Source organism: Enterobacter adelaidei, from assembly GCF_041937165.1.
Taxonomy (GTDB): Bacteria; Pseudomonadota; Gammaproteobacteria; order Enterobacterales; family Enterobacteriaceae; genus Enterobacter; species Enterobacter adelaidei.
The window spans coordinates 389,145-408,552 of the sequence record NZ_CP154353.1 but is presented as its reverse complement, the minus strand read 5'-3'; the positions used below and the strand labels follow the sequence as shown (position 1 = coordinate 408,552).

General features: G+C 54.4%; 20 protein-coding genes. 10 read left to right on the top strand and 10 right to left on the bottom strand.

Translation table 11 applies throughout. The annotated features are described in order from the left end of the window. Positions 1-2 precede the first annotated feature (2 nt). Together asd and mscM are read left to right on the top strand one after the other, a co-directional pair. On the top strand, positions 3-971 hold the full coding sequence (asd, locus tag AAHF05_RS01985; RefSeq protein WP_129324142.1) for an archaetidylserine decarboxylase: 969 nt from the start codon (positions 3-5) through the stop codon (positions 969-971). Between the two features lie 19 nt (positions 972-990). Beyond that, positions 991-4,314, top strand: a complete 3,324-nt coding sequence (mscM, locus tag AAHF05_RS01980; protein ID WP_028016430.1) for a miniconductance mechanosensitive channel MscM — start codon at positions 991-993, stop codon at positions 4,312-4,314. 38 nt (positions 4,315-4,352) lie between these two features. Here mscM and yjeM read toward each other — a convergent pair whose 3' ends face one another. Both yjeM and epmA read right to left on the bottom strand, forming a co-directional pair. After that, positions 4,353-5,852 carry a glutamate/gamma-aminobutyrate family transporter YjeM gene (yjeM, locus tag AAHF05_RS01975; protein ID WP_129324143.1) on the bottom strand — a complete coding sequence of 500 codons (1,500 nt, stop codon included), beginning with the start codon at positions 5,850-5,852 and terminating at the stop codon, positions 4,353-4,355. A gap of 195 nt (positions 5,853-6,047) precedes the next feature. Next, complete coding sequence (epmA, locus tag AAHF05_RS01970; protein WP_028016428.1) at positions 6,048-7,025, bottom strand: elongation factor P--(R)-beta-lysine ligase; 978 nt, start codon at positions 7,023-7,025, stop codon at positions 6,048-6,050. A 310-nt stretch (positions 7,026-7,335) separates the two neighbouring features. On the opposite strand from epmA, the gene frdA reads away from it, so the two are divergent. The 4 genes from frdA to frdD are packed head-to-tail and all read left to right on the top strand — an operon-like array spanning position 7,336 to position 10,629. Next, positions 7,336-9,126: a fumarate reductase (quinol) flavoprotein subunit gene (frdA, locus tag AAHF05_RS01965; RefSeq protein WP_028016427.1), complete on the top strand. Its 1,791-nt coding sequence runs from the start codon at positions 7,336-7,338 to the stop codon at positions 9,124-9,126. Continuing rightward, positions 9,119-9,853 (top strand): fumarate reductase iron-sulfur protein, encoded by a 735-nt coding sequence (gene frdB / locus AAHF05_RS01960; RefSeq protein WP_114979655.1) that lies wholly within the window; start codon positions 9,119-9,121, stop codon positions 9,851-9,853. The genes frdA and frdB overlap by 8 nt, the downstream gene beginning before the upstream one ends. Before the next feature lie 10 nt (positions 9,854-9,863). Further along, positions 9,864-10,259, top strand: coding sequence for a fumarate reductase subunit FrdC (gene frdC, locus AAHF05_RS01955; protein WP_029739890.1), 396 nt, complete (start codon positions 9,864-9,866; stop codon positions 10,257-10,259). A gap of 10 nt (positions 10,260-10,269) precedes the next feature. After that, a complete protein-coding gene (gene frdD, locus AAHF05_RS01950) occupies positions 10,270-10,629 on the top strand; it encodes a fumarate reductase subunit FrdD (protein WP_013095272.1) in 360 nt (119 codons plus the stop codon). A 30-nt stretch (positions 10,630-10,659) separates the two neighbouring features. On the opposite strand, the gene ampR is transcribed toward frdD, so the two are convergent. After that, on the bottom strand, positions 10,660-11,535 hold the full coding sequence (gene ampR / locus AAHF05_RS01945; RefSeq protein ID WP_049007261.1) for a LysR family transcriptional regulator AmpR: 876 nt from the start codon (positions 11,533-11,535) through the stop codon (positions 10,660-10,662). Between the two features lie 132 nt (positions 11,536-11,667). Between ampR and blaACT the strand changes: the two genes are divergently transcribed. Continuing rightward, positions 11,668-12,813: an ACT family cephalosporin-hydrolyzing class C beta-lactamase gene (blaACT, locus tag AAHF05_RS01940; protein WP_129324144.1), complete on the top strand. Its 1,146-nt coding sequence runs from the start codon at positions 11,668-11,670 to the stop codon at positions 12,811-12,813. Between the two features lie 96 nt (positions 12,814-12,909). Next, entirely contained in the window at positions 12,910-13,440 is a 531-nt protein-coding gene (locus tag AAHF05_RS01935; protein ID WP_028016422.1) for a lipocalin family protein, read from the top strand. On the opposite strand, the gene sugE is transcribed toward AAHF05_RS01935, so the two are convergent. Beyond that, a complete protein-coding gene (gene sugE / locus AAHF05_RS01930; RefSeq protein WP_028016421.1) occupies positions 13,437-13,754 on the bottom strand; it encodes a quaternary ammonium compound efflux SMR transporter SugE in 318 nt (105 codons plus the stop codon). The genes AAHF05_RS01935 and sugE overlap by 4 nt on opposite strands. Positions 13,755-14,016: 262 nt before the next feature. Here sugE and AAHF05_RS01925 point away from each other — a divergent pair, with 262 nt between their 5' ends. After that, on the top strand, positions 14,017-14,616 hold the full coding sequence (locus tag AAHF05_RS01925) for a LuxR C-terminal-related transcriptional regulator (RefSeq protein WP_028016420.1): 600 nt from the start codon (positions 14,017-14,019) through the stop codon (positions 14,614-14,616). A gap of 37 nt (positions 14,617-14,653) precedes the next feature. Here the strand turns inward: AAHF05_RS01925 and ecnB are convergent, their stop codons facing one another. From ecnB to efp, 3 genes are all read right to left on the bottom strand, one after another. Further along, the gene (gene ecnB, locus AAHF05_RS01920) at positions 14,654-14,800 is read right to left on the bottom strand and encodes a lipoprotein toxin entericidin B (RefSeq protein WP_003025482.1); all 147 of its coding nucleotides are present in this window, start codon (positions 14,798-14,800) and stop codon (positions 14,654-14,656) included. A gap of 108 nt (positions 14,801-14,908) precedes the next feature. Beyond that, positions 14,909-15,040, bottom strand: a complete 132-nt coding sequence (locus AAHF05_RS01915; RefSeq protein ID WP_024907352.1) for an entericidin A/B family lipoprotein — start codon at positions 15,038-15,040, stop codon at positions 14,909-14,911. 58 nt (positions 15,041-15,098) lie between these two features. Then, positions 15,099-15,665, bottom strand: coding sequence for an elongation factor P (efp, locus tag AAHF05_RS01910; RefSeq protein WP_010427766.1), 567 nt, complete (start codon positions 15,663-15,665; stop codon positions 15,099-15,101). A 40-nt stretch (positions 15,666-15,705) separates the two neighbouring features. Between efp and epmB the strand changes: the two genes are divergently transcribed. Then, complete coding sequence (gene epmB, locus AAHF05_RS01905) at positions 15,706-16,734, top strand: EF-P beta-lysylation protein EpmB (RefSeq protein ID WP_129324145.1); 1,029 nt, start codon at positions 15,706-15,708, stop codon at positions 16,732-16,734. Between the two features lie 47 nt (positions 16,735-16,781). Here the strand turns inward: epmB and AAHF05_RS01900 are convergent, their stop codons facing one another. From AAHF05_RS01900 to AAHF05_RS01890, 3 genes are all read right to left on the bottom strand, one after another. Continuing rightward, the gene (locus AAHF05_RS01900; RefSeq protein ID WP_023310115.1) at positions 16,782-17,135 is read right to left on the bottom strand and encodes a DUF4156 domain-containing protein; all 354 of its coding nucleotides are present in this window, start codon (positions 17,133-17,135) and stop codon (positions 16,782-16,784) included. 134 nt (positions 17,136-17,269) lie between these two features. Next, complete coding sequence (gene groL, locus AAHF05_RS01895) at positions 17,270-18,913, bottom strand: chaperonin GroEL (RefSeq protein WP_028016418.1); 1,644 nt, start codon at positions 18,911-18,913, stop codon at positions 17,270-17,272. A 31-nt stretch (positions 18,914-18,944) separates the two neighbouring features. Continuing rightward, the gene (locus AAHF05_RS01890) at positions 18,945-19,238 is read right to left on the bottom strand and encodes a co-chaperone GroES (RefSeq protein ID WP_003855929.1); all 294 of its coding nucleotides are present in this window, start codon (positions 19,236-19,238) and stop codon (positions 18,945-18,947) included. Positions 19,239-19,408 lie beyond the last annotated feature (170 nt).

Below are 19,408 nucleotides of genomic sequence, written 5' to 3'. Positions count from 1 at the left end.
CCTTGTTAAACGCATTTAAACTTTCGCTTCAATACATTCTGCCAAAACTGTGGCTCACTCGCCTGGCGGGCTGGGGCGCAAGCAAACGAGCAGGCTGGCTGACCAAACTGGTCATCGACCTTTTCGTAAAATATTACAAGGTCGACATGAAAGAGGCGCAGAAGCCGGATACCGCCAGCTACCGCACCTTCAACGAATTCTTCGTGCGCCCACTGCGCGACGAGGTTCGTCCGGTTGATACCGATCCTAACGTGCTGGTGATGCCTGCAGATGGCGTGATTAGCCAGTTGGGCAACATCGAAGACGACAAAATCCTGCAGGCGAAGGGCCACAACTACAGCCTGGAGGCCTTACTGGCGGGTAACTACCTGATGGCAGACCTGTTCCGTAACGGTACGTTTGCCACCACGTATCTGTCACCGCGCGACTACCACCGCGTGCACATGCCGTGCAACGGTATTCTGCGTGAAATGATCTACGTTCCGGGCGATCTGTTCTCCGTGAACCATCTGACCGCGCAAAACGTACCAAACCTGTTTGCCCGTAACGAACGCGTCATCTGCCTGTTTGATACTGAATTTGGCCCAATGGCGCAGATTCTGGTGGGTGCCACCATCGTCGGCAGCATCGAAACCGTCTGGGCAGGCACCATCACTCCGCCACGTGAAGGCGTGATCAAGCGCTGGACCTGGCCTGCCGGTGAAGCGGAAGGCTCTGTCGCCCTGCTGAAAGGTCAGGAGATGGGTCGCTTCAAGCTGGGCTCTACCGTGATCAACCTGTTTGCGCCGGGCAAAGTGAAGCTGGCTGAACAGCTCGAAAGCCTGTCGGTCACCAAACTGGGCCAGCCGCTGGCGGTCTCTACCGAAACCTTCGTGACGCCAGATGCACAACCTGCTCCGCTGTCACAGGAAGAGATTAACGCCGAGCACGACGCCAGCCCGCTGGTTGACGACAAAAAAGACGAAGGCTAACAACAGAAGGATCGCTGACGTGCGCCCGATTATCGTTCTACTGATGGCCTGGTGCCTCAGCATGGGGGCGTACGCAGCGACAGCCCCCGACGCCAAACAGATAACGCAGGAACTGGAGCAGGCAAAAGCGGCCAAACCCGCTCAGCCAGAGACCGTCGAGTCGCTCCAGTCTGCCCTGAACGCGCTTGAGGAGCGGAAAGGCTCCCTTGAGCGCGCTCAGCAGTATCAGCAGGTTATCGACAACTTCCCCAAACTCTCGCAGACGCTGCGCGCGCAGCTCAATAATTTGCGTGACGAACCGCGCGACGTGCCCGCAGGCATGACCTCGGACGCCCTGAACCAGGAGATCCTGCAGGTCAGCAGCCAGCTTCTGGAAAAGAGCCGCCTTGCTCAGCAGGAGCAGGAGCGAGCGCGTGAAATTGCCGACTCCCTCAGCCAGCTTCCGCAACAGCAAACCGATGCCCGCCGTCAGCTCAACGAGGTTGAACGCCGCGTCGGCACACAAACCGGCAACACGCCGCAAAACCAGGCACAAAACCTTGGGCTGCAGGCTGAGTCTGCCCGCCTGAAAGCGCTGGTCGATGAACTGGAGCTGGCGCAGCTCTCCGCCAATAACCGCCAGGAGCTATCGCGGATGCGTTCAGAACTGGCGCAAAAACAGAGCGAACAGCTTGATGCTTATCTCCAGGCGCTACGTAACCAGCTGAATAGCCAGCGCCAGCGCGAGGCCGAACGCGCGCTGGAAAGTACCGAGCTACTGGCGGAAAACAGCGCGAACCTGCCCGTCGGCATCGTCGATCAGTTCAAGATCAACCGTGAGCTTTCAGCGGCACTGAACCAGCAGGCACAGCGTATGGACCTGGTCGCTTCACAACAGCGGCAGGCGACGAACCAAACCCTGCAGGTCCGCCAGGCGCTCAACACTCTGCGCGAACAGTCGCAGTGGCTTGGGTCATCAAACCTGCTGGGCGAGGCGTTACGAGCTCAGGTTGCACGCCTGCCGGAAATGCCGAAGCCGCAGCAGTTGGATACCGAGATGGCCCAGCTACGCGTTCAGCGACTGCACTTTGAAGATCTTCTCAATAAACAACCGCAAATTCGCCAGATCCGTCAGGCTGACGGGCAACCTCTGAGCAGTGAGCAAAACCGGATCCTTGAAGCCCAGTTACGCACCCAGCGTGAACTCCTGAACTCACTGCTCCAGGGCGGTGATACGCTGATCCTCGAGCTTACCAAGCTGAAGGTGTCAAACAGTCAGCTGGAAGATGCGCTGAAAGAGGTAAACGAGGCAACGCACCGTTACCTCTTCTGGACCTCTGACGTGCGTCCAATGACTTTCTCGTGGCCAATTGAGATTGTTCAGGATCTGCGCCGCCTGATTTCGCTGGACACCTTCAGCCAGCTGGGACAGGCCAGCGTGATGATGCTCACCAGCAAAGAGACCATTTTCCCACTGCTGGGCGCATTGATTCTGGTGGGCTTTAGCATTTACTCGCGCAGACATTTCACCCGTTTTCTGGAGCGTTCCAGTTCGCGCGTGGGGAAAGTCACCCAGGATCACTTCTGGCTGACGCTCCGCACGGTGTTCTGGTCGATTCTCGTAGCCTCTCCCCTACCGGTATTGTGGATGACGCTGGGGTACGGCCTGCGGGAAGCCTGGCCCTATCCGCTCGCCGTGGCGATAGGCGATGGCGTCACCGCGACGGTTCCACTGCTGTGGGTCGTGATGATTTGTGCCACATTCGCGCGGCCAAATGGCCTGTTCATCGCCCACTTTGGCTGGCCGCGTAATCGTGTTGCACGCGCTATGCGTTACTATCTGATGAGCATCGGACTGATTGTGCCACTCATTATGGCGCTGATTATGTTCGATAATCTTAACGACCGGGAGTTCTCAGGCTCACTGGGTCGCCTCTGCTTTATGCTGATATGCGGGGCGCTGGCCATCGTCACGCTCAGCCTGAAACGCGCCGGTATACCGCTCTATCTTGATAAATCCGGTAGCGGCGACAACATGTTCAACCGCCTGCTCTGGAACCTGCTGCTGAGCGCTCCGCTGATTGCGATGCTGGCAGCGGCGGTGGGTTACCTGGCGACCTCGAAGGCGCTGCTGGCGCGGCTGGAAACCTCGGTGGCGATCTGGTTCCTGCTTCTGGTGGTGTATCACGTCATCCGTCGCTGGATGTTGATTCAGCGCCGCCGTCTGGCCTTCGACCGTGCCAAGCATCGCCGGGCAGAAATCCTCGCTCAGCGTGCGCGGGGTGAGGATGAGCCAAACCACGTCAACAGCACGGAAGGGACGACGGAGGCGGACGATGTCGAACTGGATCTGGATGCCATCAGTACCCAGTCCCTGCGCCTGGTGCGCTCCATCCTGATGCTGATTGCTCTCCTGTCGGTGATCGTGCTGTGGTCGGAAATTCACTCCGCGTTTGGCTTCCTGGAGAACATCTCTCTCTGGGACGTGACATCTACAGTTCAGGGCGTGGAAAGTCTGGAGCCTATAACCTTAGGTTCAGTACTGATTGCCATTCTGGTGTTGATCATTACTACCCAACTGGTACGTAACTTCCCGGCGCTGCTGGAGCTGGCTCTGCTGCAACACCTGGATTTAACCCCCGGCACGGGCTACGCCATTACCACCATCACTAAATACCTGATCCTGCTCTTTGGCGGGATGGTGGGTTTCTCAATGATTGGCATTGAGTGGTCTAAATTACAGTGGCTGGTCGCTGCGCTGACATTTGGACTTGGCTTTGGCATGCAGGAAATTTTCGCTAACTTTGTTTCCGGCCTGATCATCCTGTTTGAAAAACCGATACGTATAGGCGATACGGTGACGATCCGCGATCTGACCGGTAGCGTAACGAAGATCAATACCCGCGCCACAACGATCAGCGACTGGGACCGTAAAGAGATCATCGTGCCGAACAAGGCATTCATCACCGAACAGTTCATCAACTGGTCGCTGTCAGACTCGGTCACGCGTGTGGTGCTGACACTACCGGCACCGTCGGATGCCAACAGTGAAGAGGTGACACAAATTCTCTACACCGCAGCCGAGCGCTGCACGCTGGTGCTCGATAACCCGGCACCGGAAGTGTTCCTGGTCGATTTGCAGCAGGGGATTCAGATTTTCGAGCTGCGTATTTACGCTGCAGAAATGGGACACCGTATGCCGCTGCGCCACGAGATCCACCAGCTGATTCTGGCTGGCTTCCGCGAGCATGGTATTGACATGCCGTTCCCACCGTTCCAGATGCGTCTGGAAAGTCTGGACGGACGTAAAACGGGAAGAACATTGACGTCGGCGGCACGTAAGCGCCCGGCGGGAAGCCTGTAAATCTTCGCCCCTCTCTTTCGGGAGGGGCGCTTTAACCGCTACACCGCTTCCGTGACGTACGCCACTGAGCGTCGGCGGTAATTCTCATAAATCCCCATCGCCAGCAGCGAGAAGAAGATCGGGCCGCCAACCATCCACATCGCGCTGTTCCAGTCATTCGCTTCAATCACCGGCTGAATGACAGTGAAGATATTCGCGAACGCCACCACCAGCACGACCACAGTCGTCGCCAGTAGCGTTGACGTGCGGGTTTTAAAAATCACAAACGGACGTTCAAGACCCTGCTTCGCTTTGAAGAACGGGAACGCCAGCGTCAGGAACAGATACGGCAGCGTCATCGACACGTTCGCCATCAGGGTCAGCTTGTTATAGAACGCTGACGCGGTATCACCGCCAAACGACACCAGCAGAATGAACACGCACACCAACAGGCATTGCATCCACATCGCGTTAGCAGGCATTCCCGCCGTATTCAGTTGCGTCATACGCGCTGGCCACAGCGCTTTTGGCGTGCCCTGGATTATCGCTTTCAACGGCGAGTAGATAAGCGTAAAGAACGCGCCGGTATAGGCGAGGAACATTGACAGGCCGGTAATGCGCGCAAACCAGATGCCCATTGTCACCGCCGCTTCCGGCGTCAGGTTCATCGCCTGTCCCAGCGTCATTCCCAGGCTTTTCATCAACACATAAGTAATGTTGCCAAGGTTAGTGGTGTTGTTGCTCAACACCTGCTGCCAGTTGGTACTGACACCCCAGAGGAAGATTGCCAGCGAATAGCCAATGGAAATGACGATGGCGGCAAATATAATCCCTTTCGCGAAGTTCTTTTCCGGGTTCTCCGTTTTGTCGACCAGACCACCTACCGCCTCGATACCACCGTAGGCGAAAATGGCGAATACCACAAAAGAGAGCATCGCAAGGCCGGACTGATAACTTGGGTTAGGCGAAGCAACAAAGTTCACCTCCTGCGCAAAGTGACCGCCGTTCAGGCACAGAATAGCGATACTGACCAGGAGCAGCACCAGATTCAAACACATCACTGCGATCCCGCCCACGGCGGTAATCCGGGCAATCTTATTGATGCCTTTAGACGCGACCAGCGTCACAACCACCATCCAGCAAACGGCCAGAATCCCGACCACCTGTGTAGAACTGAGGCCCGCCAGAGACCAGACCTGGGTTTTATCGCTACCGAAAACAAACGTCGAGAACGGTACCCAAACTTTGGCCGCAGTACTGACCATCCAGACAACGTAAGAGGAGAACCACATAAACGTGCCAATAAACGCGTAGCGCGGGCCGATACTGTTATTCATCCACGAGTAGATCCCTCCTTCTTCTTTCCGGTATGCCGACCCCATTTCCGCCATCATCAGCGCGAATGGGATGAAGAAGAACAGGGCTGAAACGATATAGAACGGCGTCGCACTGTAACCCATCAGGTAAAAGGCCGACGGACTATTAGCGAAGCCAAAGACGGAGGTAAAAATCATCAGGATGAGCCCGGTGAGGGTCATCTTTTTGAGTGAGTGGGGCATAGAACCATCCAAAGGAAATTAATCTGCGCGGATGGTAGCAGAAGACCAGACAAAAATTGTGCCTATAGGGAGCAAATTAAGAAAAAGACCCGTGTATAGAGAATGTGGCAGTTTTTAATATTGTTATGCGAAATGGAAAGGAAAATTGCCACCGGGGGAGTAGGCCGGGCAAGCGCAGCGCCACCCGGCATTTTTTCAGGCACGATCGACCGTAAACGCAATCACATCGCCCAACTGTTCTGCACCCAGCGCCAGCATCACCAGGCGGTCAACACCCAGCGCCACGCCGGAGCAATCCGGCAAACCTGCTTTTAATGCCTCAAGCAGATTAACATCAATAGGCTGCTGCGGCAGACCGCGCGCGGCACGCTTACGGTTATCCTGCTCGAAGCGCTGCTGCTGTTCACGCGCGTCCGTCAATTCGTGGAAACCGTTCGCCAGCTCGATGCCTTTGTAATAGACCTCAAAACGCTCTGCCACACGATGATCTTCCGTGCTGATCTGCGCCAGAGACGCCTGGCTTGCCGGGAAGTGATAGACAAACGTCGGGCGGTCTTTGCCAATCTGCGGTTCAACGCCAAACGTGAACAGCAACTGCAGAAGCGTATCGCGATCTTCTTCAGTATCTGCCACATTGCTGAGATCCAGTTTTGCCGCCACTTCGCGCAATTGAGTCTTGTCTGCTGACAATGGATCGATTTCCAGATAGCGCTGGAAAGCCTGCTGATAGGAGAGAGTTTCCGCTTCTGAGCAATCCAGCACCTGCTGCAGCAGGTCATCCACCTCATTCATCAGACGGTACATATCATAGTGCGGACGATACCACTCCAGCATGGTGAATTCCGGATTGTGGTGACGCCCCATCTCTTCATTACGGAAGCTTCTGCACAGCTGATACACCGGACCGCATCCTGCCGCCAGCAGGCGTTTCATGTGGTATTCCGGGCTGGTCATCAGATACAAATTCATGCCCTGAGAGTGCCCCGGGCCAACAAAACGGGTTTCAAACGGGACCAGATGAATATCGGTTACCGTTGCCTGACTCATGCACGGCGTTTCCACCTCCAGGACTCCGCGGTCGGCAAAGAAACGGCGGATCGCCGTCATAATTGCAGCGCGTTTTAACAGATTTGGGATGGATGCGCTCGGCTGCCAGGTGGCCGTTTCGCTCATGGGTAATTCTCCGATTTCAGACAAGGGCACGAAGTCTACTCGTTAGCGGGGACAGAGACAAATTTTGCGCAGTAAAAACGTGCATTTCATTTAGGTGCGTAATTACGTGACGCAATTCATCAATCACGATGATAAATCACCCTACAGAACAGCAAAAAAATCGAACACGTCAAATTTCCCTGACATCTACACGGTTATACTGTTTTACCCATAAAGGAGCAGTGGAAACGCTTTCGCAATTGTCCCTTTGGGCAGGTGAACTACCTTTAGTTTGTCGCGTTGCGAAATAACAAAAATCTGGAGGAATGTCGTGCAAACTTTTCAAGCCGATCTTGCCGTAATTGGCGCTGGCGGTGCTGGATTACGTGCTGCGATTGCTGCAGCACAAGCTAATCCCAACGCTAAAATCGCATTGATTTCAAAAGTCTATCCAATGCGCAGCCACACGGTTGCAGCTGAAGGAGGGTCCGCCGCCGTCGCGCAGGATCATGACAGCTTTGAATACCATTTCCACGACACGGTTGCAGGGGGCGACTGGCTTTGCGAACAGGATGTGGTTGACTACTTTGTACACCATTGTCCTACGGAGATGACCCAGCTTGAACAGTGGGGATGTCCGTGGAGTCGCCGTCCGGACGGCAGCGTCAACGTTCGCCGCTTCGGCGGAATGAAAATCGAACGTACCTGGTTCGCCGCCGATAAGACCGGCTTCCACATGCTGCACACTCTGTTCCAGACCTCTCTTCAGTTCCCACAAATTCAGCGCTTTGATGAACATTTCGTCCTCGACATTCTGGTTGATGACGGACAGGCTCGCGGCCTGGTGGCGATGAACATGATGGAAGGCACGCTCGTCCAGATCCGCGCTAATGCGGTGGTGATGGCAACGGGCGGTGCGGGCCGCGTGTATCGCTACAATACCAACGGCGGCATCGTCACCGGTGACGGTATGGGCATGGCGCTCAGCCACGGTGTGCCGCTGCGCGATATGGAGTTCGTACAGTATCACCCGACTGGCCTGCCGGGCTCCGGCATTCTGATGACGGAAGGCTGCCGTGGTGAAGGCGGTATTCTGGTCAACAAAAATGGCTACCGCTATCTGCAGGATTACGGCATGGGCCCGGAAACCCCGCTTGGCGAGCCGAAAAACAAATACATGGAACTCGGTCCGCGCGACAAAGTCTCCCAGGCCTTCTGGCACGAGTGGCGCAAAGGCAACACCATCTCCACACCACGCGGTGATGTGGTCTATCTCGACCTGCGTCACCTGGGTGAGAAGAAGCTGCTGGAACGCCTGCCGTTCATCTGCGAACTGGCAAAAGCCTACGTCGGTGTTGATCCGGTGAAAGAACCGATTCCGGTACGTCCAACCGCGCACTACACCATGGGCGGGATCGAAACCGACCAGCAGTGCGAAACCCGTATCAAAGGCCTGTTTGCGGTCGGCGAGTGTTCTTCTGTGGGCCTGCACGGCGCCAACCGCCTGGGGTCGAACTCGCTGGCAGAGCTGGTCGTCTTTGGCCGCATGGCGGGCGAGCGCGCAATGGAACGCGCGGCTACAGCGGGCGAAGCTAACGGTGCCGCGCTTGATGCTCAGGTTACTGACGTTGAAAAACGCCTGAAAGACCTGGTGAACCAGGAAGGTAACGAGAACTGGTCTAAGATCCGCGATGAAATGGGCCTGTCGATGGAAGAAGGCTGTGGTATCTACCGTACCCCTGAGCTGATGCAAAAAACCGTCGATAAGCTGGCGGAATTGCAGGAGCGTTTCAAACGTGTGCGCATTACCGATACCTCCAGTGTCTTCAATACCGACCTGCTCTATACCATCGAGCTGGGTCACGGCCTGAACGTGGCAGAATGTATGGCGCACTCTGCTCTGGCGCGTAAAGAGTCACGCGGGGCGCATCAGCGTCTTGATGAAGGCTGTACCGAACGTGACGACGTCAATTTCCTGAAACACACTCTCGCCTGGCGCGATGCAGATGGCACCACACGTCTGGACTACAGTGACGTGAAAATTACCACGCTGCCACCGGCTAAACGCGTGTACGGCGCAGAAGCAGAAGCCGCCGAGAAGAAGGAGAAGGCGAATGGCTGAGATGCAAAAACTGAAAGTTGAAGTGGTGCGCTACAATCCGGAAGTGGACACCGCACCACATAGCGCTTTCTATGAAGTCCCCTATGACGAGCAAACCTCTCTGCTGGATGCGCTTGGCTATATCAAAGATAACCTGGCACCAGACCTGAGCTACCGCTGGTCCTGCCGCATGGCCATCTGCGGCTCCTGCGGCATGATGGTTAACAAAGTGCCGAAACTGGCCTGTAAAACCTTCCTGCGTGATTACACCAGGGGCATCAAGGTTGAAGCGCTGGGCAACTTCCCGATTGAGCGCGATCTGGTGGTCGATATGACCCACTTTATCGAAAGTCTGGAAGCCATTAAGCCTTACATCATCGGCAATCCGCGCACGCCGGATCAGGGTCCAAATACCCAGACCCCGGCCCAGATGGCGAAATACCATCAGTTCTCTGGCTGCATCAACTGCGGCCTGTGTTACGCCGCATGTCCACAGTTTGGCCTGAATCCCGAATTCATCGGCCCGGCCGCCATTACGCTAGCGCACCGCTATAACGAAGACAGCCGCGACCACGGTAAAAAAGAACGTATGGCGCAGCTTAACAGCCAGAACGGCGTCTGGAGCTGTACTTTCGTGGGTTACTGCTCCGAAGTCTGTCCGAAGCATGTCGACCCGGCCGCCGCTATTCAGCAGGGTAAAGTGGAAAGCTCGAAAGACTTTCTTATCGCTACCCTGAAACCACGCTAAGGAGTGCATAATGACGACTAAACGCAAAGCCTATGTACGGCCAGTGCCGTCCACCTGGTGGAAAAATCTGCCGTTTTATCGCTTCTATATGCTGCGTGAAGGCACAGCGGTGCCGGCGGTCTGGTTCAGTCTTGAGCTGATGTACGGTGTTTTTGCCCTCAAGCATGGTCCGGAAGCCTGGGCAAGCTTTGTTGGCTTTCTACAAAACCCGATCATTGTGGTCCTGAACCTGATCGTGCTCGCGGCCGCGCTGCTTCATACCAAAACCTGGTTTGAACTGGCGCCAAAAGCGGCGAACATCATCGTAAAAGGCGAGAAAATGGGGCCAGAGCCGGTGATTAAAGGCCTCTGGGCAGTGACGATTCTGGTCACTGTGGTCATTCTGTTTGTCGCACTGTTCTGGTAAGGAGACTACTGTGATCAATCCAAATCCAAAACGTTCTGACGAGCCGGTCTTCTGGGGACTGTTTGGCGCTGGCGGCATGTGGAGTGCCATCATCGCACCTGTGATCATCCTGCTGGTCGGCATTATGCTGCCGCTGGGGCTGTTCCCGGGCGATGCACTGAGCTACGAACGCGTGCTGGCGTTTGCGGGTAGCTTTATCGGCCGCGTATTCATCTTCCTGATGATCGTCCTGCCGCTGTGGTGTGGCCTGCACCGTATTCACCATGCGATGCATGACCTGAAAATCCATGTCCCGAGCGGTAAATGGGTATTCTACGGCCTGGCAACCATTCTGACCGTGGTAACGCTGATTGCCGTGGTCACTATCTGACCCTTCTGGCCCGCCCTCCGGCGGGCCTTTTTAGTTCTGCATTTTGCCCACCAGCCACTGCGCAAACTCACGCATTGCCGGGGTTTCGGCTTTCGACTGTAGTCTTGTTAACCAGTAACTGCCCAGATCAATCTGTGTGGCAAACGGCTGTACAATGCGCTCGCTGTTGAGCAAATGCGTAAACATATCGACCGGAGCGATCGCAATTCCCACGCCGGCCTGCGCGGCTTCCAGCATGGTGACAGACGAATCAAACACCATCACCCGATGCGTGGGTGACGGGGGATGCTCCCCCGCCGCCTGCATCCACGCCGACCACTCATCGCGCCGGTAGGAGCGCAGCAGGGTAAATTTCAGAATGTCGGCCGGAGTATGGAGCCCGGCGGCGATATCGGGTGAACAAAGTGGAGCCAGCGGCGCATCACAAAGGAACTGCGCTTCGGTCCCGTGCCACGCCCCGCCACCGTAGCGGATAGTGTAATCAAGCCCCTCAGCCGCCGGATCGACGCGGTTGTTATGGGTTGAAAGGTGAAGATCGATATGCGGAGAGCAGCGGCGGAAATCAGACAACCGCGAGAATAAAAAACCGGTCGCGAAGGTTCCTACCACACCAATTTTGAGTTTCTCCTGCGCGCGATGGCTGGCAAAGCGATCCAGCATTCCGGCGATACGATCGAACGAATCGTTAAGCACTGGCAGCAAATTCTCACCTTCCGTCGTCAGCATCAGCCCGCGCGAAACACGGACAAAAAGCTGGCAGTTCAGGTGCTGTTCCAGCGTCTTAACATGCTGGCTGATAGCAGAATGGGTAACATTCAGCTCTATCGCGGCATGAGTAAAACTGAGATGCCTTGCGGCTGCTTCGAAAGCACGAAGCGAATTAAGCGGGAGATAGCTGCGAGTCATCGGCCCATCCGTTAGAAAAATTAACAGCTAATGCTAAATTTAACCGTTTGTCAGCGACAGTCAAATCCCACAGACTACAGCTGTCTGACGGGCCCGGACACTCCTTTGACCTGCTATTACGGAAGATAACTGATGATGAAAAAATCCCTTTGCTGCGCCCTGTTACTCAGCACCTCCTGCTCCGTCTTTGCTGCACCGATGTCAGAAAAACAGCTGGCTGCAGTGGTCGAACGTACCGTTACCCCGCTGATGAAAGCGCAGACCATCCCGGGGATGGCGGTCGCCGTAATTTATCAGGGTCAGCCGCACTACTTTACCTTCGGCAAAGCCGATATCGCGGCGAACAAACCTGTTACCCCGCAAACGTTGTTCGAGCTGGGTTCTATAAGTAAAACCTTCACCGGCGTCCTGGGTGGCGATGCCATTGCTCGCGGTGAAATTTCGCTGAGCGATCCGGTAACAAAATACTGGCCTGAGCTGACAGGCAAGCAGTGGCAGGGAATTCGCATGCTGGATCTGGCTACCTATACTGCGGGTGGTCTGCCATTACAGGTACCGGATGAGGTGACCGATAACGCCTCTCTGCTGCGCTTCTATCAGGACTGGCAGCCAGAGTGGAAGCCGGGAACCACGCGTCTTTATGCGAACGCCAGTATTGGTCTTTTTGGCGCCCTTGCGGTCAAACCTTCCGGCATGAACTATGAGCAGGCCATAACGACGCGGGTCTTTAAGCCGCTCAAGCTGGACCATACGTGGATTAACGTTCCGGAATCTGAACAAGAGCATTACGCCTGGGGATACCGTGACGGTAAAGCCGTCCACGTTTCTCCGGGCATGCTGGATGCCGAAGCCTATGGTGTGAAAACCAACGTCAAAGATATGGCGAGCTGGGTGATGGCGAACATGTCTCCCGATACTCTGCAGGATACCTCTCTGAAGCAAGGTATCGCCCTTGCGCAATCCCGATACTGGCGCGTAGGTGCCATGTATCAAGGGTTAGGCTGGGAGATGCTGAACTGGCCGGTAGAGGCCAAAACCGTGGTCGAGGGTAGCGATAATAAGGTTGCCCTGGCACCGTTACCTGCGGTAGAAGTGAATCCCACGGCCCCTCCGGTAAAAGCGTCCTGGGTGCATAAAACGGGCTCTACTGGCGGGTTTGGCAGCTATGTGGCGTTTATTCCAGAAAAGCAGCTTGGCATTGTGATGCTGGCGAATAAAAGCTACCCGAACCCGGCGCGAGTTGAGGCGGCATATCATATCCTCGACGCGCTGAAGTAAAACATTGCCGGGTGGCGACTCTGCTTACCCGGCAAAACACCCCGCATTTTCCTTGCCGTCATCTACACTTAACAAAAAAACAGTAAGGAAACTCCTATGCGCATTCTGCCTGTTATCGCCGCGGTGACAGCCGCGTTTTTAGTGGTTGCCTGTAGTTCCCCTACCCCACCTTCTGGCGTTACCGTTGTCACGCCTTTCGATGCACAACGCTTCCTCGGAACATGGTATGAAATCGCCCGCCTGGACCATCGGTTTGAACGGGGCTTAGAGAAAGTCACTGCGAATTACAGTCCGATGGATGATGGCGGTATTCAGGTGATCAACAGGGGCTATAATCCCGACCGGGAGATGTGGCAGCAGTCGACAGGAAAAGCATACTTCACTGGCGATCCACGGAGGGCCGCGCTCAAAGTCTCCTTCTTTGGCCCCTTCTATGGCGGCTACAACGTAATAGCACTCGACAAAGAGTACCGCCATGCGCTGGTTTGCGGGCCGGATCGCAACTACCTGTGGATACTCTCCCGCACGCCAACCATCTCGTCTGAGATGAAACAGCAGATGCTGGATGTTGCGACCCGGCAGGGGTTTGATGTGTCAAAACTCATCTGGGTAGAACAACCCCATTAATGCGTGCTGAGTTTCAACCCAATGATACCGGCCACGATCAGAGCGAGGCTGGCGATACGTGCCAGGCTCGCTGACTCTCCCAGCAGCAGAATGCCCGTGATGGCAGCGCCTACGGCACCAATGCCAGTCCAGACAGCATAAGCCGTTCCCACAGGCAAAGAACGCATCGCCCACGACAACAGGACGATACTGACTATCATCGCGGTAACGGTAATGACGCTGGGCGTCAGACGGGTAAATCCGTGGGTGTACTTGAGACCAATCGCCCATACCACTTCGAGCAGGCCGGCAATTAAAAGAACGATCCAGGACATTTCAGGCTCCTTAACTTACAGGTAAGTTGGGGCCGTCCCCGGTGAAAGATACGCTTACGGGTCGTCCCGTAAGGCAAAGATTACGCCCTTTATTTTGCTTAGCGTGCGATTTTTTTTCAATCCCTTTCTGCTGAACACGTTAAGGCAAGAAATAGCCGCAGTATGGCGCGGAGTTCAGGCATTTACCACTCATCTGACTTCTCTATGATGATGTGCTTTCTGATGGCAGGAAGCCAAACCACTAGCCGACTGCGAATAAAATATGTTCAAAATTCTATTGATTGACCGTTGTCACTTCACCCGCGCAGGGTTTGAAGCATGGCTCAATCACTCCGGTTTGTTCCCTGGGCACTACGTTGTGACCGGGCTGAATAATCTATTTCTTGCCAGAGAGCACATTCTGCAATGGAAACCCAATCTGGTTATCGCTGACCTGTACGGCTTCAGGCAGGATATTCACCATTTCCAACAGCTCTCTACCCTACTTAACGCCAGTGAAAAATTGCCTTTTATCTTGCTGCAATCGGGAGAAGACAACAGCATGACGGACTGGCTCGGGCAGTTCCCGGTTTGGTCGTCATTGTTGAAAAACGCCAGCCTCGAAGAAGTCGCAACGGTTATCAACGACGCATTAGTCTCGCGCGCAAGCGCTGACAGGCCGACGACGGCGGCCCCCTTGCTGACCCGGCAGGAAGAGAAAGTGCTGACATTGTGGATGGACGGTGCGAGCAATCAGAAAATTGCCGCTCACCTGAGTATCAACGGGAAAACGGTCTATACCTATAAACGAAATATCCGCATGAAACTGCATATGGATACGCGTTTTTCACCGTTTTTATCCTTGCAGGAATCAGAAAGCTGACGGTACGAAACCCATCAGGTCCCGTACCGTTTGTTAATTACTGCTGGGCTTTTGTTGCCGCACCAGAGATTGCGCTACCACCTTCAGAAATATCCTGACCGACGCCACGCGTGGTATTACAGGCCGTTAACACCGAAGAAAGTACCAGGACTGAAAAGATCGCTGCAATTGTCTTCTTAACCATAATATCTTCCTTTTATAGCCAAAGTTGTTTTGTGTATAGCAACTTAAGAATAGACAAGATCCCGTCGGATGACGGAAAAGGAAGCATTTTTAGGAAAATTAGACGAACTTAGCTGGCGGCGTGAGAAATGATATGGCCGAGATCCTGGATATCTTGTCCCATTCCACGCGTGGTGTTACAGCCGGAGAGTAATGCGCTGGAAAGCGCTAACAGAAGCAGAATTTTAACGGTACGTTTCATCATCCCTGCCTGTAAAAATCAGGCGCAGCGGGCGCTGCGCCTTCAATCATCACGTAAATTACTTCACGCGGGATACGTATTCGCCGGAGCGGGTATCCACTTTGATCACTTCGCCAGTCTGTACGAACAGTGGAACTTTAACCACTGCGCCGGTAGACAGTTTGGCTGGCTTACCACCGGTACCTGCGGTGTCGCCTTTCAGACCTGGATCGGTTTCAACGATTTCCAGCTCAACGAAGTTAGGTGGGGTCACAGCGATAGGCTGGCCATTCCACAGGGTCACGATGCACTCGGCCTGATCCAGCAGCCATTTCGCGCTGTCACCTACCGCTTTCTCATCAGCAGACAGCTGTTCGAAAGTAGAGTTGTTCATGAAATGATAGAACTCACCGTCGTTGTACAGATAGGTCAGGTTCATATCAACAACATCAGCGCCTTCAGCGGAGTCAGTAGACTTGAAGGTTTTCTCAACACGGGTACCGGTCAGCAGACGGCGCAGCTTAACGCGTGCGAATGCCTGGCCTTTACCTGGTTTAACGAATTCGCTGGCTTCAACCGCGTACGGTTCGCCGTCCATCATGATTTTAAGACCAGCACGAAAATCGTTGCTATAGTACGTTGCCATAAGGCCCTCTAAATTTGTTAACTGGTAGCTAAGCCACAAAATGGCGCATATTGTAACCCTAAACACCCCGTCCAGAGAAGATTGGTTATCGCAACTTGCCGATGTAATCACCAGTCCTGATGAATTGCTGCGTCTTTTAGACCTCGATCAGCACCCAGAGTTGCTTGCAGGATGCGAGGCAAAGCGCCTTTTCGCCCTGCGCGTTCCCCGTGCGTTTGTGGCACGGATGGAGAAAGGTAACCCCGACGATCCACTTTTAAAACAAACACTTACTTCGCAGAATGAATTTGTCACCGCGCCGGGTTATAGCACCGATCCTCTGGAAGAGCAGAACAGTGTGGTGCCAGGTTTACTGCATAAGTATCTCAACCGAGCCCTGCTGCTGGTAAAAGGTGGCTGCGCGGTAAATTGTCGTTATTGCTTCCGTCGGCACTTCCCGTATGCGGAAAATCAGGGTAATAAACGCAACTGGCAGGTCGCGCTGGACTATATTGCCGCCCATCCGGAGCTGGACGAGATTATTTTTTCCGGTGGAGACCCGCTGATGGCGAAAGATCATGAGCTGGACTGGCTGCTAAACCAGCTTGAAGCCATCCCGCACATCAAGCGTTTGCGTATTCACAGTCGTTTACCGATTGTCATTCCAGCACGTATCACTGACGCTCTGGTTTCACGCCTGGAGCAGTCCAGAATGCAGGTGCTGCTGGTGAACCACATTAACCACGCCAATGAAATTGACGGCGAGTTTCGTGCGGCAATGGTGCGTTTGCGTAAAGCGGGGGTGACACTGCTGAACCAGAGCGTGCTGCTGCGTGGCGTGAATGATAGCGCCCACGTGCTGGCTGACCTGAGCAATGCCCTGTTTGATGCCGGAGTAATGCCCTATTACCTGCACGTGCTGGATCGCGTTCAGGGTGCGGCACATTTCATGGTAACGGATGAAGAAGCCCGGCAGATTATGCGCGAACTGTTAACGCTGGTTTCAGGCTATATGGTGCCGAAACTGGCACGTGAGATTGGCGGTGAGCCAAGCAAGACGCCGTTGGATTTACAGTTGCGGCAGCACTAATTTCCCCTCCTCCTAACCCTCTCCCTGTGGGAGAGGGAAAAAGGCAATCAGTTCGGGCACTTGTAGACCTGGCCATTCATCTGGCTGGCGGTCGGCACGAAGCTGGACAGCATACTCTGCGTTGGGCTGCTTACGCCGTAAATCACGTTCCCACCCATGGCCGCAGCCTGGTTACGCAGGGCATTCGCCGCACCGCGCATAGAACCACCTTCCTCGCCATGCTGACCCGACATCCAGTTGCTTTGCTCACCGGTTGCGGTGCCTAACAGCTGACATTCACTGCCAGGCTTATCTTCCACAAAGCGAACGCCCTGGCCCGCTGCCGACAGTTCATTGCTGGAGCTACAACCCGCCAGCAGCAATGCTGCTCCTACGATCCCTGCACAGACTTTTACGCGCATGTTATTCCTCGTTTTCAATAAGCTGGACAGTAGTTGTCCGTGTGTAAACCTTATACCTAAAAGATGACCAAAAGAAAAACCCCCGAGCATTTCTGCCCGGGGGTTTTTCACATTCTACGACGTAGAACGCACGATTACATCATGCCGCCCATACCGCCCATGCCGCCCATACCAGCAGCACCTAAGTCAGGTGCGTCGCCTTTAGGCATGTCGGTCACCATGCACTCGGTAGTGATCATCAGGCCAGCAACAGATGCCGCGTACTGCAGAGCAGAACGGGTCACTTTAGTTGGGTCCAGGATACCGAAGTCGATCATGTTGCCGTATTCTTCAGTCGCTGCGTTGTAACCGTAGTTACCTTCACCCGCTTTCACGTTGTTCGCAACAACAGATGGCTCTTCACCGGCGTTGGATACGATCTGACGCAGAGGTGCTTCCATTGCACGCAGTGCAACTTTGATACCCACGTTCTGATCTTCGTTCTGCGCAGTCAGGCCAGCCAGTTTAGCGGCAACGCGCACCAGCGCAACACCACCACCAGCAACCACGCCTTCTTCTACCGCAGCACGGGTCGCGTGCAGAGCATCGTCAACGCGTGCTTTCTTCTCTTTCATTTCAACTTCGGTCGCTGCGCCCACTTTGATTACGGCAACACCGCCTGCCAGTTTCGCTACGCGCTCCTGCAGTTTTTCACGGTCGTAATCAGAGGTGGCTTCTTCGATCTGCTTACGGATCTGACCAACGCGGCCCTGAATAGCGGCTTCTTCACCTACGCCATCAATGATGGTGGTGGTGTCTTTGTTGATCACAACACGTTTAGCCTGGCCGAGGTCTTCCAGGGTCGCTTTTTCCAGCTCCATACCGATCTCTTCAGAGATAACGGTACCGCCAGTCAGAGTAGCGATATCCTGAAGCATCGCTTTACGGCGATCGCCGAAGCCAGGTGCTTTAACCGCAGCCACTTTCACGATACCACGCATGGTGTTAACCACCAGGGTCGCCAGCGCTTCGCCTTCAACGTCTTCAGCGATGATAACCAGCGGTTTGCCTGCTTTCGCAACGGCTTCCAGCACTGGCAGCATTTCGCGGATGTTGGAGATTTTCTTGTCAGCCAGCAGGATGAACGGGCTTTCCAGTTCAACAGCACCAGTCTCTGGCTTGTTGATGAAGTATGGGGACAGGTAACCGCGGTCGAACTGCATACCTTCAACCACGTCCAGTTCGTCTTCCAGACCGGTACCGTCTTCAACGGTGATGACGCCTTCTTTACCGACTTTGTCCATCGCTTCCGCGATCAGTTTACCTACGGTTTCGTCGGAGTTAGCGGAGATGGTACCTACCTGAGCAATCGCTTTAGAGTCAGAGCATGGTACAGACAGCGTTTTCAGTTCTTCAACAGCAGCAGCGACAGCTTTGTCGATACCACGTTTCAGATCCATTGGGTTCATGCCAGCAGCAACGGCTTTCAGACCTTCGGTGATGATAGCCTGCGCCAGTACGGTCGCGGTGGTAGTACCGTCGCCTGCAGCGTCGTTCGCTTTAGAGGCAACTTCTTTCACCATCTGCGCACCCATGTTTTCGAACTTGTCTTCCAGCTCGATTTCACGTGCTACAGAAACACCATCTTTGGTGATGGTCGGCGCGCCGAAGGATTTATCCAGCACTACGTTACGGCCTTTCGGGCCCAGAGTTACTTTAACTGCATCTGCCAGTACGTTTACGCCGCGGAGCATTTTTACACGAGCGTCGTTACCGAATTTTACGTCTTTAGCTGCCATGTTCTTATTTCCTCAAATTCTCGTGCGTAAATTACGCTTCAACAATTGCCAGAATGTCGCTCTCGGACATGATCAACACTTCTTCATTGTCGATCTTCTCGGATTTCACGCCGTAGCCATCGTTGAAAATTACGATGTCACCAACTTTAACGTCCAGTGGCTGCACAGTTCCGTTTTCCAGGATGCGGCCCTTACCGACAGCGATGATTTCGCCACGCGTTGATTTGGCTGCTGCAGAACCGGTCAGAACGATACCGCCAGCAGACTTGGTTTCAACTTCTTTACGTTTGACGATCACACGATCATGTAACGGACGAATACTCATTGATAGCTCTCCTTTGAGAAAGTCATTATCAGTTATGGATGACGCCGGCCCGCATGCGGTTTTCCGACTAGTGCCCTGAGAGATGGGGATAGCTTTTTCCCCCTTCAAGGGGGAGTTGAAAAAAAAATTTGCGAAAGTGTTACCATCGCCTCTCTTTTAGTACTGGCAGG

Excerpts from the sequence above, each read along its gene's own strand:
- yjeM (WP_129324143.1), bottom strand. The coding sequence starts at position 5,852 with ATGCCCCACTCACTCAAAAAGATGACCCTCACCGGGCTCATCCTGATG.
- epmA (WP_028016428.1), bottom strand. The coding sequence starts at position 7,025 with ATGAGCGAAACGGCCACCTGGCAGCCGAGCGCATCCATCCCAAATCTG.
- frdB (WP_114979655.1), top strand. The coding sequence starts at position 9,119 with ATGGCTGAGATGCAAAAACTGAAAGTTGAAGTGGTGCGCTACAATCCG.
- frdC (WP_029739890.1), top strand. The coding sequence starts at position 9,864 with ATGACGACTAAACGCAAAGCCTATGTACGGCCAGTGCCGTCCACCTGG.
- ampR (WP_049007261.1), bottom strand. The coding sequence starts at position 11,535 with ATGACTCGCAGCTATCTCCCGCTTAATTCGCTTCGTGCTTTCGAAGCA.
- blaACT (WP_129324144.1), top strand. The coding sequence starts at position 11,668 with ATGATGAAAAAATCCCTTTGCTGCGCCCTGTTACTCAGCACCTCCTGC.
- AAHF05_RS01935 (WP_028016422.1), top strand. The coding sequence starts at position 12,910 with ATGCGCATTCTGCCTGTTATCGCCGCGGTGACAGCCGCGTTTTTAGTG.
- sugE (WP_028016421.1), bottom strand. The coding sequence starts at position 13,754 with ATGTCCTGGATCGTTCTTTTAATTGCCGGCCTGCTCGAAGTGGTATGG.
- AAHF05_RS01925 (WP_028016420.1), top strand. The coding sequence starts at position 14,017 with ATGTTCAAAATTCTATTGATTGACCGTTGTCACTTCACCCGCGCAGGG.
- ecnB (WP_003025482.1), bottom strand. The coding sequence starts at position 14,800 with ATGGTTAAGAAGACAATTGCAGCGATCTTTTCAGTCCTGGTACTTTCT.
- AAHF05_RS01915 (WP_024907352.1), bottom strand. The coding sequence starts at position 15,040 with ATGAAACGTACCGTTAAAATTCTGCTTCTGTTAGCGCTTTCCAGCGCA.
- efp (WP_010427766.1), bottom strand. The coding sequence starts at position 15,665 with ATGGCAACGTACTATAGCAACGATTTTCGTGCTGGTCTTAAAATCATG.
- epmB (WP_129324145.1), top strand. The coding sequence starts at position 15,706 with ATGGCGCATATTGTAACCCTAAACACCCCGTCCAGAGAAGATTGGTTA.
- AAHF05_RS01900 (WP_023310115.1), bottom strand. The coding sequence starts at position 17,135 with ATGCGCGTAAAAGTCTGTGCAGGGATCGTAGGAGCAGCATTGCTGCTG.
- groL (WP_028016418.1), bottom strand. The coding sequence starts at position 18,913 with ATGGCAGCTAAAGACGTAAAATTCGGTAACGACGCTCGTGTAAAAATG.
- AAHF05_RS01890 (WP_003855929.1), bottom strand. The coding sequence starts at position 19,238 with ATGAGTATTCGTCCGTTACATGATCGTGTGATCGTCAAACGTAAAGAA.